The organism is Natronorubrum bangense, assembly GCF_004799645.1.
Lineage (GTDB): Archaea > Halobacteriota > Halobacteria > Halobacteriales > Natrialbaceae > Natronorubrum > Natronorubrum bangense.
On sequence record NZ_CP031305.1, the window covers coordinates 1,166,021 to 1,182,876 of the forward strand.

Below are 16,856 nucleotides of genomic sequence, written 5' to 3' on the forward strand. Positions count from 1 at the left end.
CACCGATTCACACACTGATCGCACAGCAATCGTTCGATCAGGTGTGCAGTGACGTTCAGTGGCTACGATAGTGGCGATCGACTCGAGCACAAAAAACAGTGGTTCGAACGGGTCACAATCGGTTGTGCCGATCAGCCACGCCAGCGTCGCGCGCCCGATCGAGCCGAACACCGGCGACGGGATCGTGCCTCTGACACGACGAAACCGCCGCCGTCGACCGGAGTCCGGCGCTCAGGTCGTTAGTTAGGGCCAGCGTGGGACGGCGGTCCGCCGCCGTTACCCTGGCTGGAGTTGTCGTCTTCGTCGGTTTCAGCATCCTCGTCGGCTTCTTCAGCGTCTACGTCTTCCTCACCTGGTGGGCCACCAGCGTGTTCCGGTGGGCCCTGATTGTCTGTCTCCTCGTCACCGTCACCTGATGGACCAGCGTGGCTTGGCGGGCCAGCGTGGTCGGGTGCGTTACCCGGGTTGTGCTCGAGGACGAAGTTCGCAACCGTCAGTCCGAGCGGCCCGTCGGAGTCGTCCTGTGCGTTCCCGACGAACGCGGAGACGAGCGAGCCGAAGGTGTCGTACTCGGCGGGCTCGAGCGTCTTCGTCGTCTCGACGGATTCGTTGTCGACCGTCGTGTTGAAGGCGACCTCAACGCTCTCGTTACCGAACGGTGCGTCCAGGCCCACCGTGCCGTTATCGCCCGTCGTGTACGTTCCCTCGTCGGCGTACGACGCGTTCTCGTCGACCGTCGAGACGTCGACGGTGGCGTTCGAGACGGCAGTCTCGTTGTCCGTCACCGTCACGACGACGTCACCGTTTTGCTCGACGGAGATCTCGAGGCCTTTCGGTTCTGGCTCGAGTGTTTCTTCCGTCTTATCGGTGAGTTCCTCACCCGATGCGTTCTCATACGACGCGTTGACGGTCACGTTGACCGTCTCCTCGGGTTCGGGAAGGTCGACCGTGCCATCGGCGTCAGTCATGTTATCAACCGCGTACGGCGTGTCCTCATCGGTCGAGGTCACGTTGACAGTCGCGTTCTCGACCGCAGTTTCGTTCGATGTGACCGTTACGACAGTGTCGTCGACGGCCACAGTTATTTCATCGATCACTTCATCATCGCCTGTTTCCGCCGTGGCTGCCCCCACCGGGGCCAGCACGGACAGCATCATAACGGCAGCCAGTGCCACCACGAACAGTCGGTTTCGATTCATCTCAATCGAGACATTCAGGAGTTTATGAATAAACCCACCCGGCGGTTTTGGACGGTTTCGGGTCGTTGAAACCGTCCGAGAATAGTTTTGAGCGTTTATAACGACCGCTGAACGTTCGGTTTTCGTTCAGCCGGCTTGAGGGAAACCCGGTCAGTCCTCGGCACGAGCAACCAGCGTCTCGGCCGCCTCACTTGCCCGCGCTCGAACGGCCGCCTCGTCGAGCGTCAGGACCTCCCGGTCGCGCATGAGCACCTGCCCATCACAGACCGTATGGCGGACGTCCGACGCCGCGGCAGCGTAGGCGAGATGACTGACGAGGTCGTGTCGTGGGGTCAGATGTGGCTGCTCGAGGTCGATCACGGCGAGATCGGCGGGTTTACCGGCTTCGATGCGGCCGGTGTCGAGCCCAATCGCATCAGCGCTGCCCTGGGTTGCCATCGTCACAACGGCTTCGGCGGGTACCGCGCTCGCATCGTCGGCAGCGAGTTTGCCGAGCATGGCTGCGTCGCGGGCCTCATCCAGCATCGAGAGATCGTTGTTCGAGGCCGCGCCGTCGGTTCCCAGCCCGACCGTGACGCCCGCCTCGAGCAGCCGTTGGACGGGTGCCATCCCGCTGGCCAGTTTCATGTTCGAGGCCGGACAGTGGATCACACTCGTCTCTGCCTCCGCGAGCAGGCCGATCTCGCTTTCGTCTACGTGGACGCCGTGTGCGATGAAGTCCTCAGACTCGAGCATCCCCTTCTCGGCGGCGTAGGCGAGCGGCCGGACGCCGTGGTTCTCGACGATCGGCGTCACTTCGTCTTTGGTTTCGTTCGCGTGGTAGTGAACCGGCACGCCGAGCTCACGCGCCTTTGGGACGTACTCCGAGAGGTACTGGCCATCGACGGTCGTCAGCGAGTGGGGCATAAACGCCGACGTGATCCGGCCGTCAGCCATGCCGTCGATCTCTGCAGCGACCTCGAGGCCTTCCTGGGCGTCCTCGTGGACTGCTGCCTCGTCTTTCCCGACGGAGATCACGCCGTGGCCAAGGCGAGCACGCAGTCCCGCTTCGTCGACGACGTCGGCGATCGTCGGCACGAAGAAGTACATGTCCGCAAACGACGTCGTCCCGGATTTGATCATCTCGAGGGTGCCGAGTTCGGTGCCAGCGCGAACGGTCTCAGCCGTTAGTTCGGCCTCGACGGGCCAGATATCCTCCTGCAGCCACGCATCGAGGGGTTTGTCGTCGGCGTAGCCACGGAGCAACGTCATGGCGACGTGACAGTGACCGTTGACGAAGCCGGGTGTGACCAGCGACGCCGACGCGTCGAGAGTCTCGTCGGCCTCGCCAGCGAGATCGTCGCCGATCTCGAGGATCTCGCCGCCGTCCTGATCGACCAGTACGTCCGCACGTGTCACCGTGATGTCGGGCAACAGCACGTGCCCACCGGTGATCGCCAGTGTCGTCATTGGCCGACGTTTCTCGTCGGGTGGCGTTATACTGTCGATCCCGGCGATCGACCGGGGTCGGATCGTCAGCGACGGCGAGAACGGCTGCTCGAGACACAGCGACACAGTGTGTCACAGTCGGCGGGTTTAACCGTCGTTTTGTCACACATTCCACTATGAACGGAAACAGAGACGAGCACGATGGACAACCCACAAGAGCGTCCGAGCGCGACGGGTCACCGGCTGCCGACCGCTCCGACAGCGACAGTCTCGGTCGCGGTCGCGACGAGTCGACCGCCGAACAGCCGACGGTCGATCCCCGAGACACCGAGGGTGCACCCTCGAGCCCCGAGCCACACACGGATCGCGGCATCGGCCCATCGGAGCCGCCGGATTCGGGAACCATCCGTAACTGGACCGGACTCACGGTCGCGCTCGCGATAATCGCGTTCGCAACCGCCGCAACGATTCTCGCCGCCTACGACGCAGCAACGGCGGCTGCCGGGGCGGCCGTCCTCGGTGCTGGGTTGGGTGCGATCGCACTCGCCGGCCGAGCGAGACCATCCGTCTTCGGGGTTCTCGACGACGCCTGGGCCGAACACCGGCTATACACCTGGTTTTCGGCTGGGCTGTTCGTCTTCGGAGCCGCCGTCGGGGCAGCGCTCTACGCTGCTGGCATCGATCTGACCGAACTGTTCCTCGAGATGATCATGGAGGAGTTCGGCGAGGACGAACTGCCCGGCGACGGTGAGGCGAGTTTCGATCTCTCGGCGACGTTTTTCATCGTCAACAACACGCCGCCGTTTCTGGCGGCGATCGCCGGCGCGCTGACGCTTGGCTTCGTGACGCTGCTCATTATGGTGTTTAACGGTGTTCTCGTCGGTAATCTCGTGGCAGTCACCGGCACAGAGGTCGGCGTGGGCGTCATTATCGCACTGATTGTGCCCCACGGGATCTTCGAGCTGCCGGCGCTGTTCATCGCTGCCGGTGTCGGATTTCGGTTCCTGCACCGTGTTGGCGAGCGAATTGCCGGCTCACGGAGCGCGCTGTTTACAAAAGCGTATCTCGTTCGAACGACCGCGCTGGTTGGCTTCGCGTGGCTGATTCTGGTGCTCGCAGCGTTCGTCGAGGCCTACATTACGTTCCTCATCGCGGACGCACTGTTTGCGATCTGAAACCGTCTCCAGCCAGATCGCCACACTATCGTCGAAGCCATTCGAGTGGTTTCAAAATCGCGAGCTGGTAATCCTCGTGCGGATCGTAGGTCGCAAACGAGAGGCTGTTTGCCATCACGCTCACGCTCGAGGCAGCCATCGCCAACCCGGCAAGCGCCGGGTTCAGGAGACCAAGCGAGGCGATCGGGATCAGCGTGGAGTTGTAGACGAACGCCCAGAAGAGGTTCTGGCGCACCTTCGAGATGGTCGCCTCGGAGATGCGGATGGCTTTGAGGACGTCCGCGGGATCGTCACGCATCAAGGTCACGTCGGCGCTCTCGAGAGCGACATCGGTTCCCGAGCCGATGGCGACGCCGACCTGTGCCGTGGTCAGCGCGGGCGCGTCGTTGACGCCGTCGCCGACCATCATCACGCGGGAGCCGTCTTTCTGGAGCGCCTCGATGTGATCTGCCTTGTCCTCGGGGAGGACTTCCGCGCGCACGTTCTCGGGATCGATCCCGACCTGCTCGGCGACCGCCAGCGCGGTGCGTTCGTTGTCGCCGGTGAGCATCACGACCTCCGTGCCTCGTTCGTGCAGGGCCTCGACGGTCTCTGTTGCGCTCTCGCGAACGTCGTCAGCCACTGCGAGTGCGCCACGCAACACGCCGTCGACGGCAACTGGCATTGCCGTCTTCCCCTCGCGCTCGAGTCGAGTCAGTGTCTCCTCGACGGGTTCGGTGTCGATAGCTGCGTCCTCGAGGAGTTTCCGGCGACCGATCAGGACGGTTCCGCGGTCGGTCTCGGCCCGAATGCCGTGGCCGGGGACGTTCTCGAACGCGCTGACCTCGCCGAGTTCGACGCCGCGCTCGTCGGCTCCGTCGACGATTGCCTGGGCGATCGGGTGTTCGGAGCCGGATTCAGCCGTCGCGGCCGCCCCCAGCATGTACGACTCGGGGGATTCAGTCCGACCCGCAAGCGCGCCGCCGTCGGGAGCCGCCCCCTCGTCGACGAGTTCGACGTCCGTCAACACCATCTCGCCGTGGGTCAGCGTCCCCGTCTTATCGAAGACGATCGTGTCGATCCCACGGACCTGCTCGAGTACGTCTCCACCCTTGAAGAGGACGCCGTTGGTCGCGCTAAGCGTCGAGCCAACCATCGTTGCGGCCGGCGTCGCAAGCCCCAGCGCACAGGGACAGGCGATGAGCAGCGCGGAGGCGAGGACGATCACCGAGAACTCGAGGATGGGGACGCCCACTCCACCGACGGCAGCGACCTCGGGACCGCCACCGACTGGCCCCCACAGCGGCAGCCAGTCGACGACCGCGGCCAACGGTTCGGGAAAGAGAAACCAGAGCGTCGCCCAGAGGACGGCGTTTGCGATGACTGCCGGGACGAAGTAGGCGCTCACTGTGTCGACCAGTCGCTGGATCTCGGGCTGGCGCGACTGGGCTTCTTTGACTCGGTCGACGATCTGCTGGATCGCCGTCTCGGAGCCGACTTTCGTCGTTTCCACGAGGAGCACGCCGTTCTCGTTGATCGTCGAGCCGACGACCTCATCGCCCTCGCCTTTCTCGACAGGGACCGACTCGCCGGTCAGCATGGACTCGTCGACTGCGCTCTGGCCGTCGACGACGACACCGTCGGTCGGAATCTTCTCACCCGGCCGGACTTTCAGCACGTCGCCGACCGCGACGTCCTCGAGTGGCACCTGCCGTTCCTCGCCGTCTTCGATTATGGTGGCTTCGTCGGCCTCCATCTCGAGCAGTTCCCGCAGCGCGCTGCCCGCACGGGCTTTCGAGCGGACCTCGAGCCAGTTGCCCAGCGTAATGAACCAGAGGATGAAGGCGACAGCCTCGAAATAGAGGCCAGCACCCGCGATGAGTCCGAGCAGGACGGCTATGCTGTAGACGTAGCCTGTCGAGGTCCCCATCGCGACCAGCGTGTCCATGTTGGCCCGTCGATCGTTCGAGAACGCCCGGTAGGCTCCGACGAGGAACTCCTTGCCGAGCGTCGCCATCAGCGCCGTCGCGAGGACGAACTCGAGGGCGTCAACCCACACCATCTCGATGCCGAGCAGCTCGTGAGGTGGTGGAGCGAGCCCGAGCATCGCGAGCATGATCGGCACGAACGGCAGTGTGAGGATGCCACCACCGATCACGAGCCGACGCTGTCGGCGCAGTTCTTTCTCGACAGCGCGTTCGCGCTGGCTCGTCTCTCGGGCAGTGTCTCCCGCATCACGGACGGGCTCGTAGCCAGCATCTTCGATGGCTCGATAGATCTCAGCGAGCGAGACGTCGCTGGGGTTGTACTCGACGCGGGCTTCGTCCGAGGCGAAGTTCACGTCCGCCCGGAGCACTCCTGGCAGGGCTTCAGCCGCGTCGCCGACTGCTTCCGAGCAGGTCGAACACGACATCCCCATGACGGTGATCGTGTCTGTCTCCCCGGCTGCCTCGTAGCCAGCGTCGTCGATCGCGTCGTAGATCTCTGCCAGCGAGATCTCCTCGGGGTCGTATGCGACCGTCCCCTCGTCGGTCGCGTAATTGGCGCTCACCGACTCGACACCATCGAGATCACGGACAGCGTCCTCGACGGACCCTGAACACGTCGAACAGGACATGCCTGTAATCTCGAGATGCGCTCGTCTCGTACTCATAGAAGTAAGTATGAACTACACGTTCAAGCCGGTTTGGGATTGTAAATAGCTATTATTTCAAATATGAGGTTTTGAATGTAAACTAGAAGGGGGAAGAGTTTTAATGAAAAGTTAGGTCGTGTCGCCGAGCAGCGAGTTTACTCCTCGTCGTCCGAGCGGAGCCACCAGAGAACAGCAGCCAACACGAGGACGACACCAACCACTTTGAGGAGTGTGACGACCGTCCGTGAGTCGTCGGATGCCGTCTCCGTGTCGGGTTCGGCTTCGCTTACGGCTGTCTCGTCCTCGCGTTCGGTCGATTCCGTATCGGCTTCGTTCTCAGTCTCGTCCTCGCGTTCGGTCGGTTCCGTCTCGGCTTCGTTCTCTGCCTCATCCTCGTGTTCGGTCGTTTCCGCATCGGTCTCGTCTTCAGCCGTCTCCGCATCTGTCGACTGCGTGCTTGCCATGTGAGTTCGTTACACTCGTCATGAATATAAGAGGTGTGGATGATTCGTGCTCGCTGTGAATCGATTCCATGCGAGACAGCGCCGAGTACGCAGCGACGTTTATACTAACAACTGAACCGATGTCCACACGCATCGCACAGCCGTCGTGCGCTGCGGTGTGCAGTGACGTTCAGTGGCTACTATAGTTGCGGCCCCACAGCGTCGTGAGTTCGCCGACGATCTCGGGGTTTCGAAGCGGTTCGCTGTCCTCGAGCGGGGCATCGTCGACGATCCCCTCGAGCACTCGATACATCGTCTTCCCGGTGTGCGTTTCCGGCAGCTCCGGCGTGAACACGACGGCTGCCGGGCTGGCAAAGCGGCCGATTCGGTCGACGATCGCGTCGCTGATCGATTCGCGAAGCGCCTCGCACCCCGTCCGATCCTGTTCGGCCGTTGCAAAAACGTAGAGATCGGTGTCGCCGTCGGCGCTACCGGCGACCGCGGCGGCTTCGGTCACGCCATCGACAGCGGTGATCGCGGCCTCGAGTTCGGCTGTCCCGAGCCGGCGGTTGCCGATCGTGACGACGTCGTCGTTGCGGCCGATGATGGTGAGATAGCCGTCGTCATCGACGACAGCATGATCACCGGTGGCGTACTCCCAGGTGTCGGCGCGCCGATCCGAGAACTGTTGCCAGTACTCTGCGAGGACCCAGTAGCGATCGCTCTCGAGCGGGGTGATCATCGACGGCCACGGTTTCGTGATCGTCAGAGAGCCCGATTCACCTGGTGGCAGTTCCCTGCCGTTCTCGTCGACGACGCGGGCCTCGATCCCGGGTAGCGGCGGGCCGACGGCGCCCGGTTTCATCTCCGAGACGCCGGGGAGCGTCGACAGCAGGATACTGCCGGTTTCGGTCTGCCACCAGGTGTCGACGATCGGACACCGTTCCTCGCCGACGTGGGTGTAGTACCACTCCCAGGTATCGGGACCGATCGGCTCGCCAACCGTGCCGAGCAGTCGGAGCGACGAGCGGTCGTGAGCGGCCGGGAACGACTCGCCCCACTTCATGAACGTCCGAACGACGCCGGGGGTCGTGTAGAACACGTTGACAGCGTTGCGTTCGATCACTTCCCACGGACGGTGGCGATCCGGATACCGGAGACTCCCCTCCGTGAGAACGACCGTCGCACCGCGTGCGAGTGGCCCGTAGACGACATACGAGTGGCCAGTAATCCAGCCCATATCCGCTGTACACCAGTAGGTATCTCCCGGCGAGAGGTCGAAGACGGCCCGCGTCGTCCAGGTGGTGCCGGCGAGATACCCGCCAGTTGCGTGGGTCATCCGCTGGGGCTCGCCCGTCGTCCCGGATGTGTGGATATGAAAGAGCGGGTCGGTCGCCGCTCGAGAAACCGGTGGGACGGTCGCTCCCTCGAAGCGATCGACCAGCGCGCTGTACGCGTACTGGTCCGGGCCGAGTTGTGTGTCGTGGTCCGCACCGAGTCGATCGACCACGATCGTCGGAATCGTCGACTCGAGGGCAGCCAGTGCCGCGTCGGCCTTTCGCTTCTGGCCGACTGCCGTCCCCTCGTGGAAGTAGCCATCGCACGTGACGAGCACGCTCGAGTCGTCTTGCTCCATGCGACCGAGGAGCGCATCGGGGGCAAAGCCCGCAAAAACCACGTTGTGTAAGGCCCCGATTCGGGCACAGGCGAGCATCGTAATCGGCAACTCGGGAACGGTCGGCAAGTAGAGCGTGACGACGTCGTCGGCTTCGACACCGAACTCTCGAAGCGCAGCGGCGACAGCCGTTACCTCCCGGTGTAAGTCGTGGTAGGTGTACGTTCGCCGCTCGCCGCGTTTGCCTTCCCACCGAATCGCGACCTGATTCTTCCGGCCGGCCTCGAGATGGCGGTCGATACAGTTTTCGGCCGCGTTCAGGCGACCGCCGACGAACCATCGATAAAACGGCGCATCGTCGGCATCGAGGACCTCGTCGTAGGGCTCGTCCCACTCGAGCAACGCAGCGGCGTCAGCCCAGCAGTCTGGCCACTCTCGATCGAAGCGTTCGTAGACGCCCGTGTCGGTGACAGTTGTGTCTCGAGCGAACGTCGACGGCGGACGACGTGCTGTCGCAGCGTCGCCGGGGACAGGGTCCAGCGAATCCTCGACCATAGATCGAGGCCTACAAGATCGGTACACCTGAGTATTGTGGTCATAGTGAACGGTTGACACACCATGTGGCGACTGCTTTCTGAATGAAAAGACAGTTGCCCCCTCGTCGCTAACGCGTTGACAATGCGAATCGCCGTTCCTAACAAGGGCCGCCTGCACGAGCCGACGATTGACCTCTTAGAGCGGGCGGGCCTCCATCTCGAGAACGGTGCCGACCGGAAACTCTACGCCGACACCGTCGACCCCGACGTCTCCGTGCTCTTTGCCCGTGCAGCGGACATCCCGGAGTACGTCGCCGACGGCGCGGCCGATCTCGGGATCACCGGCTACGACCAGGTCTGTGAGGCCCGCGTCGACAACGTCGAAGAACTGCTCGACCTCGAGTTCGGGCGCTGCCGGCTCGTTCTTGCCGCGCCGGAAGACGGTGCCCTCGAGACTGTCGCCGACATGGCCGGCAAGACCGTCGCCACGGAGTTTCCGAACATCACCGCGGACTTCTTCGCTGACACTGGCGTCGATCCCGACATCGTCGAAGTCACTGGGGCGACGGAGCTAACGCCCCACGTGGAGATGGCTGACGCCATCGTCGACATCACGAGTACGGGGACGACGCTCAAGATGAACCGACTGGCCGTCGTCGACGACGTCCTCTCGAGTTCCGTGCGGCTGTTCGGCCGCGACGACGTCCTCGAGAATCCGAAAGTCGAAGAGGTTCGGACGGCGCTGGCCTCGGTCAAACAGGCAGAAGGAAAGCGCTACCTGATGATGAACGTCCCAACAGCGAAACTCGACGACGTCCGTAATGTCATCCCCGGGCTTGGCGGCCCGACAGTGATGAACATCGCTGGCGAGGACGACGGCGACGACGCGGCGGTTGCCGTCCACGCTGTCGTCAACGAGCGTGACGTCTTCGAGACGATCACGGAGGTCAAAAATGCCGGGGCAAGCGATATTCTGGTGACCGAAATCGAGCGGCTGGTCGAGTAGCTGTCGCTACTCGAGTACCGATTCGAACACCGGGAGCGCCACATCCGGGAAGACGTGACCATGGTCCCGGTCGTACGTGAGAATGTGGTGTTTTTCGAGCAGCGGAAGGTGTGTCTGGCACAGCGAGACGTGGATTCGCTGACGGAGATCGAGCAGCGGCGTCACGGCTGTCGGATCGTGCTCGGTGTCAGCGATCCGGGCGACCAGTGTGCGGACTTCGAGTGGCCCCTCCTCGGTGAGTAGACAGCGAAGTACCTCGCGGCGACGATCGTTGTCGAGCACCCGCTGGGCCGCCACGCGTGGGATGGAGCCATCGAGCGCAAGTGACGTCTCGAGAGAATCGCCACCGCCAGACGCGCGGCGATCCAGGGCGGTCGTCAGTCTGTCTGTGTGGATCGTCATCGATAACTGAATCTCAGTAACAAGGGCGATAAACGCGACCAGTCGTTCGGCTCGCTCAGGCCCAATTCAGCCCAGTATGAACCGTTCGAACTGGAATAAACAGTCGAAAACCCAGCCAAAGAAACGAGTGAGCGGGTAAACCGTCTCGTCTGAGACAACTATCGTCGCTACTGATAGGTACCGTCTGTCACACTGTGCGGCCGCTGTGTGTCGTCTGTGCCTATCAGTTCAGTTGAGACGGGAACGACGGCGAGAAGCGATCGATCGAAAACAGATGATGTTACTCGAGCAAGCCGAGATCTTCGAGTCGAGAGACGATTTTGTCGACGGCGTGTTCGGCATCTTTCGGTTTTTTACCGCCAGTAATCACGAGTTTCCCGGAGCCAAACAGCAGGGCGACGACTTCGGGTTCGTCGAGTCGGTAGACCAACCCAGGGAACTGCTCGGGTTCGTACTCGATGTTCTCGAGGCCGAGCCCGATTGCGATCGCGTTCAGGTTGAGATTTCGGCCGAGGTCGGCGCTGGTGACGATGTTCTGGACGACGATCTCGGGATCTTCGTTCACCTGAATCTGGAGTTCACGGAGTTTGTCGAAGACGATACGCAGACTCTCGTGTACGTCGTCGGTGCTTTTCGCGCCGGTACAGACGATCTTCCCCGACCGGAAGATCAGGGCGGCGGATTTTGGATTCTGCGTGCGGTAGACGAGACCGGGGAACTGCTCGGGATCGTAGTCGGCCCCCTCAAGATCCATCGCAACGCTCTGGAGGTCGAGTTCCTGTCCGATGCCGGTCGACGCCACCACGTTTTCGATGTTGATGGTGTCCTTCGGGTCGGTCATAAGTCGCTTAAAAAGACGTATTTAAGATTTATAAAGGTTAGTACCGCCACGTGATATGTCCGGTATATACGTCGGCTGCGTCCGTCAGTTACAACCCGATTCCGTGATGTACAGCAGCTGACAGGCCGGTTCACGAACACTGGTTTGTGGACAGCAGTCGCGAAAAACGGTAGGCTCATGGCCAGCCCACGGTGACACGTAGCCGTGTACGTACTCGAGCTTGGCGGCGAGGACGATGCGTTTGCAGCCCGCGAAGCAGCCAGTGGCGCGGCCGACGTCCGTCGGATCGCCCCCGGGCTCGCAATCGCGAACGCCATTGCACCCGAACGCATCCGTGGATTGGCATACACCCATCGAGCGAGCGACCTGCTCGGCCGTACCGACGCCGACCTCGCAAGCGCCCGTGTGTTACTCGAGACGGCGCCGATCGATCGCGAGGGGACCGTTGCAGTGCGAGCGACCGATATCCACGGCTCGAGCGGCGTCGATACCGAGCGTGCCGAGCGCGAACTCGGTGGGATTCTGGTCGATCGCGGCTTTGCGGTCGACCTCGACGATCCGGACCACGTGCTGCGGGCGACGTTCTCTGCGGGCGTCCTCAAGCGTGGTGGGCGGCTCGAGGCAGCGAGCGCCACTGGCGCGCTGTCTGCATCCACGGCGGAACTCGCCGGCGACGTGTCTCTCGGGGACGAGGTCTCCGTCTGTACGCTCGGCTGGCTCGAAGCCGAGAGCGTCCGGGACTTCGGGACTCGCGCACCGACGGACAAACCCTTCTTCCAGCCCGGGAGCATGGACCCGCTGCTCGCCCGCGCCGTCTCGAACATCGCCGGCGCTCGTCCCGGGGCGACGATCCTCGATCCGATGTGTGGCACCGGCGGCGTGCTCGTCGAAGCCGGCCTCGTCGGCGCAGACGTCGTCGGGACCGACGCCCAAGACAAGATGGTTGCGGGCGCACGGGAGAACCTCCAGCACTTCCTCGAGTCCGACGAGCCCGCCCCAACTGGTGTCGATCGCGGCTCGTGGCACGTCGGCCGCGGCGACGGCACCCGACTCCCGCTGGTCGACGACGCCGTCGATGGCGTTGTCTTCGACGCGCCCTACGGCCGCCAGTCGAAGATCGAATCCCATCGCCTCGAGGACCTCGTCTCGGGTGCCCTCGCCGAAGCGCACCGAGTCGCCCGGCGGGCCGTCGTCGTTGCAGATCGCTCGTGGGCGAGCGAAGCCCGTGCAGCCGGGTGGGAACTCGAGGCTGCGTTCGAACGACGCGTCCACCGGTCGTTGACGCGGTACGTGCTCGTGCTCGAGCGCCGTTCCGAATAGTCACCGCCGTCGAGCCACAGCACAACGGAGGCCGTTTACGGCGTTATGCAGCTCATAATTCCGGCGCTGTCCCACTCTTTTCGAGATAGACCATCGGCGTCTTCGCAACGAGAAACGACTCGTCTTCGGCCGCATCGACGGCGTCCCAGTAATCCCGCGGCTCGGTGTCACAGCACTCTCGGATGTCCGCACTCGAGAGGACGTTCTCGCCGGCAAGGACGAGGTCGAACGCCTCGCGTCGCCGGCCCTCAAGCCACTGATCGAACCGGGCCGGACACTCTGGGTCGGGGTAGTTGATGACGAGATAGCCACCGTCTGCGACGTGTGCATAGAGGTCAGCGACGGCCGCGGCGGTGTCGGGGACGAAAAACAGCGTCGCCGCAGAGTAGACCAGGTCGAAGCGCTCGTCGGTCTCGAGCGCGGGGAGTGCGTCGACGGCGAAGGTGAGGTTCTCGAGGCCGCGTTCGGCCGCGCGCTCGCGGTTGTCGGCGACGACCTGCTCGGAGATATCGATCCCGTGAAACTCGGTGTCGGGATAGCGACTCGCGAGGGCAAAAAGGACGCCGCCGGGGCCACAGCCGACCGACGCGACGCGCTCGAACGGGCCAAAGCGCTCGAGAAAGCGCTCGAGGTAGTCGACCATCGCCTCGCCCCGGAGGTAGATACAGCGGTCGTAGTCGGCGTTTCGGTAGAACTCGTCCCAGTCCATGTCGTCTCGTCTCACTGGACACGAACTTAACAGGTTCGAGTGCCGTGTCCACACGGACCGCAACGTTTTTCTGCCGACCACAAGTCCCTCGAACTATGGCACCCGAATCCCGCGTCAGTGCCGGTATCGACGACCAGTCAGACCGTCCACAGTCGGGATTCGGTTTCTTCTTTGCCCGGTAATCCGGGCCGGTGGAGCCGCGCTCGCCCACGCCGGGCGGGCGCGTCGAAACCGACCGCGCCGTCGACAGCGCTCGAGTTCAGACTCGAGCCGAGTCGGAACCGCTAACTGACACCCACGCAGCCATACGAACAAGCGAATGCAACTTCCAGCACAACAGGTTGCGGTCTTAGAGGCCGCAACCGCGGACGATGCAACGTCCGTCGACGCCCTCGCCGCGGCGACCGACCTGCCACCGGAGACCGTCACCGGAGCAGTGTTCGAACTCGAGGCCGAGGAACTGGTCGCCGTCACCGAACGCGTCGACGAAACCGTCTCACTCACCGACGAAGGGCGGGAGTACGCCACCGATGAACTCCCCGAAGTCCGGCTCTACGAGGCCGCACTCGAGGCCGGGGCTGGCGACGAGCCGGTCCAGATGGGCCGCGTGATCGGGACCTCGGGACTCGAGGGGCCACAGGTCGATATCGCGCTCTCGAACTACGCGCGCAAGGGCTACGGCAGCATCGACAGCGGCGAGATCACGGCCGATCCCGACGCCGAGCCAGCTTCGGATGCGGAGGCGAACGCACTCGCCGAACTCGCCGACGCGGACGACACACCGGTCGAGGGCGTCGACGTCGACGCGGACACCCTCGAGGAACTCGAGCGACGGGGCTTACTCGAGCGAGCGGAGTCGACTGTCCGCGAAGTGACGCTGACCGACGCTGCCGTCACGGAGCTGATGGCAGGGCTCGAAACCGCTGAAACGGTCGGCCAGGTCACGCCTGAACTCCTGACGAGTGGGGAGTGGGAGGACGTCGAGTTCGCCGAGTACAACGTCGAGGCCGACGCCGAGACCGTCGAGGGCGGGAAGGTCCACATCCTGCGCCAGATGTCCGAGCGCGTCAAAGACGTGCTCGTCGGCATGGGTTTTCAGGAGATGGACGGCCCCCACGCCGACGCGGACTTCTGGATCAACGACTGTCTGTTCATGCCACAGGACCATCCCGCACGCACGCACTGGGATCGGTTCGCCCTGGAGCAGCCGACCCACATCGACGAGTTGCCCGAAGACCTCGTCGAGCGCGTCGAACGCGCCCACCGCGAGGGCGTCGGCGAGGACAGCGAAGGCTACCACTCGCCGTGGGACGAGGACTTCGCCCGTGCGCTCGCGCTTCGGGGCCACACGACCTCGCTGTCGACCCGCTATCTCTCCGGCACCGAAATCGGCGAGATCGAACCCCCAGCGCGCTTTTTCAGCGTCGAAAAGGCCTACCGCAACGACACGCTCGACGCAACCCACCTCCTCGAGTTCTACCAGATCGAGGGCTGGGTGATGGCCGAAGACCTCTCGGTGCGCGATCTGATGGGCACGTTCGAGGAGTTCTACGCCCAGTTCGGCATCACCGACATCCAGTTCAAACCCCACTACAACCCCTACACGGAGCCGTCGTTCGAACTGTTCGGCACCCACCCCACCACGGGCGAACTGATCGAGATCGGTAACTCGGGCATCTTCCGCGAGGAGATGCTCGAGCCACTCGGCGTCGACTGTGACGTCATGGCCTGGGGACTGGCCTTAGAGCGACTCGCCATGCTCACGACCGGCGCGGAGGATATCCGCGACCTGCACGGCACGCTCGCCGACCTCGAGTTCCTGCGGAACGCGGAGGTGACTTACTGATGCCCACTGTCGATATCGACCCCGACGAACTGCGCGAATTGACCGGCCACGAGGAGACGAGCGACGACGACCTCATCGATGACCTGTTCGGACTCGGCCTCGAGTTCGAAGGCCGAACCGAAGACGGCGAGTTCGAACTCGAGTTCGCCCCCGACCGTCTCGACCGGCTCTCGGTCGAAGGCGTCGCGCGCTCGCTGCGCTACCAGTACGGCGACGCCCGCGGCGTCCACGTCCCGTCGCCGAACGCGGCGGAGTGGACGATCGAGGTCGACGAGTCGGTTCCCGACGAACGGCCGTACGTCACGGGCGCAGTAGTCCGTGATGTGAATCTCGACGAGGATGCCCTCGATTCGCTCATTCAGCTGCAAGAAAAGCTCCACGCGACGATGGGGCGCAAGCGCGCGAAGGGCGCGATCGGGATTCACGACCTGACGATGCTCAAAGGACGGGACGCCATGGACGATGGCACGCCGTCGATCAAGTACGTCGGCGTCGAACCCGACGGCGACCGCTTCGTCCCACTCGATTCCGACGCGGAGATGACGCCCGCGCAGGTGCTCGAGGACCACCAGACGGGACAGACCTACGCCGACCTCGTCAGCGGCTACGACCGCTACCCCGCGATCTACGACGATATCGGCCTGTTCTCGTTCCCGCCGGTGATCAACGGCCGCCGGACCGAGGTGTCGACTGACTCGAGAGACCTGTTCGTCGAGATGACCGGCACCGACCAGTGGACGATCGACAAGATGCTCAACATCGTCTGCTATGCGCTGTCGGCACGCGGCGCGACGATCGAGGAGGTAACGGTCGAGTATCTAGATCACGAGATCGTCCGCCCGGATCTCTCGACGAAGACGAAGACCGTTTCCCACGCTCGCATTGAGACCATTCTCGGCATCGACCTCGACCCCCGCGAAGTGCTCGATCTGGCCGAACGATCGGGACTCGAGGCGGAAAAAACGGAAAGCGACGACGGCAATCTCGTCTACGAGGTGACGGTCCCACCGTACCGCGTCGACGTCCTCCATCCACTCGACATCATCGACGATCTCGGGCGCGCCTACGGCTTCAACGAACTCGAGCCGACCTACCCCGACGTGGGGACCGTCGGCGGCCGTCACGAGCGCTCTCGTCTCGAGCGCGCCGCGCGCACCCAACTCGTTGGCCTCGGCTTCGAGGATCTGCTGAACTTCCATATGATCAACGAGGAAGAAAACTACGATCGCCTCGAGCTGTCGCCTGACACGGACGCCTACGGCGCTGGCGAGCCCGCGACGATCAAAGAGCCCTACAGCGAGGATTACACCATGCTCCGGACGTGGGTTATGCCCTCGCTCATGACGGTCCTCGAGCGAAACACCCACCGCTCGTATCCACAGCATCTCTCCGAGATCGGCTTCCGTGCGGCGCTCGACGACAGCGAAAACACTGGCGTCGGCGAGAGTCGCCACGTCGGAGCCGTCCTCGCGAGCCACGACGCCGGCTACGAGGACGCCAAAGCACGCCTGCAGACGCTCGCGCGCAACTTCGACGTCGATCTCGAGACGCCACCAACCGACCACCCGGCCTTCATTTCGGGTCGAACCGCCGCGGTCGTCATCGACGGCGAAGACGTCGGCGTGATCGGCGAGGTTCACCCAACGGTGCTGATCGAGTACGATCTCGAGGTGCCCGTGGCAGCCTTCGAGTTCGACCTGGCGGCGCTGCAGTAGTCGGCTG

13 protein-coding genes are annotated in these 16,856 nt (G+C 63.5%); 5 read left to right on the plus strand and 8 right to left on the minus strand.

The window, feature by feature from the left end; all coding sequences use genetic code 11:
* Positions 1–239: 239 nt before the first annotated feature.
* Complete coding sequence (locus DV706_RS05810; protein WP_006066051.1) at positions 240–1,199, minus strand: hypothetical protein; 960 nt, start codon at positions 1,197–1,199, stop codon at positions 240–242.
* Between the two features lie 150 nt (positions 1,200–1,349).
* The gene (locus tag DV706_RS05815) at positions 1,350–2,648 is read right to left on the minus strand and encodes an amidohydrolase (protein ID WP_006066050.1); all 1,299 of its coding nucleotides are present in this window, start codon (positions 2,646–2,648) and stop codon (positions 1,350–1,352) included.
* Positions 2,649–2,803: 155 nt separating this feature from the next.
* Here DV706_RS05815 and DV706_RS05820 point away from each other — a divergent pair, with 155 nt between their 5' ends.
* Positions 2,804–3,802 carry a stage II sporulation protein M gene (locus DV706_RS05820; protein WP_006066049.1) on the plus strand — a complete coding sequence of 333 codons (999 nt, stop codon included), beginning with the start codon at positions 2,804–2,806 and terminating at the stop codon, positions 3,800–3,802.
* Between the two features lie 25 nt (positions 3,803–3,827).
* On the opposite strand, the gene DV706_RS05825 is transcribed toward DV706_RS05820, so the two are convergent.
* The 3 genes from DV706_RS05825 to DV706_RS05835 form a co-directional block, all read right to left on the minus strand.
* Positions 3,828–6,434 (minus strand): heavy metal translocating P-type ATPase, encoded by a 2,607-nt coding sequence (locus DV706_RS05825; protein ID WP_136350816.1) that lies wholly within the window; start codon positions 6,432–6,434, stop codon positions 3,828–3,830.
* Positions 6,435–6,571: 137 nt separating this feature from the next.
* Positions 6,572–6,880, minus strand: a complete 309-nt coding sequence (locus DV706_RS05830; protein WP_006066047.1) for a hypothetical protein — start codon at positions 6,878–6,880, stop codon at positions 6,572–6,574.
* 169 nt (positions 6,881–7,049) lie between these two features.
* Positions 7,050–9,029: an acetate--CoA ligase gene (locus tag DV706_RS05835; RefSeq protein WP_136350817.1), complete on the minus strand. Its 1,980-nt coding sequence runs from the start codon at positions 9,027–9,029 to the stop codon at positions 7,050–7,052.
* A 123-nt stretch (positions 9,030–9,152) separates the two neighbouring features.
* Here DV706_RS05835 and hisG point away from each other — a divergent pair, with 123 nt between their 5' ends.
* Positions 9,153–10,016 carry an ATP phosphoribosyltransferase gene (gene hisG, locus DV706_RS05840; RefSeq protein WP_006066045.1) on the plus strand — a complete coding sequence of 288 codons (864 nt, stop codon included), beginning with the start codon at positions 9,153–9,155 and terminating at the stop codon, positions 10,014–10,016.
* A gap of 6 nt (positions 10,017–10,022) precedes the next feature.
* On the opposite strand, the gene DV706_RS05845 is transcribed toward hisG, so the two are convergent.
* Complete coding sequence (locus DV706_RS05845) at positions 10,023–10,418, minus strand: DUF7344 domain-containing protein (protein WP_006066044.1); 396 nt, start codon at positions 10,416–10,418, stop codon at positions 10,023–10,025.
* A gap of 280 nt (positions 10,419–10,698) precedes the next feature.
* Positions 10,699–11,259, minus strand: a complete 561-nt coding sequence (locus tag DV706_RS05850) for a TATA-box-binding protein (RefSeq protein WP_005554970.1) — start codon at positions 11,257–11,259, stop codon at positions 10,699–10,701.
* Between the two features lie 204 nt (positions 11,260–11,463).
* Between DV706_RS05850 and DV706_RS05855 the strand changes: the two genes are divergently transcribed.
* Positions 11,464–12,579, plus strand: a complete 1,116-nt coding sequence (locus DV706_RS05855) for a methyltransferase domain-containing protein (RefSeq protein ID WP_006066043.1) — start codon at positions 11,464–11,466, stop codon at positions 12,577–12,579.
* Positions 12,580–12,631: 52 nt separating this feature from the next.
* Here the strand turns inward: DV706_RS05855 and DV706_RS05860 are convergent, their stop codons facing one another.
* A complete protein-coding gene (locus DV706_RS05860; RefSeq protein WP_006066042.1) occupies positions 12,632–13,288 on the minus strand; it encodes a class I SAM-dependent methyltransferase in 657 nt (218 codons plus the stop codon).
* A 319-nt stretch (positions 13,289–13,607) separates the two neighbouring features.
* On the opposite strand from DV706_RS05860, the gene pheS reads away from it, so the two are divergent.
* Positions 13,608–15,134 (plus strand): phenylalanine--tRNA ligase subunit alpha, encoded by a 1,527-nt coding sequence (gene pheS / locus DV706_RS05865; RefSeq protein ID WP_006066041.1) that lies wholly within the window; start codon positions 13,608–13,610, stop codon positions 15,132–15,134.
* Complete coding sequence (gene pheT / locus DV706_RS05870; protein ID WP_006066040.1) at positions 15,134–16,849, plus strand: phenylalanine--tRNA ligase subunit beta; 1,716 nt, start codon at positions 15,134–15,136, stop codon at positions 16,847–16,849. Before pheS ends, pheT begins: the two co-directional genes overlap by 1 nt.
* The last annotated feature ends 7 nt before the right edge of the window (positions 16,850–16,856 follow it).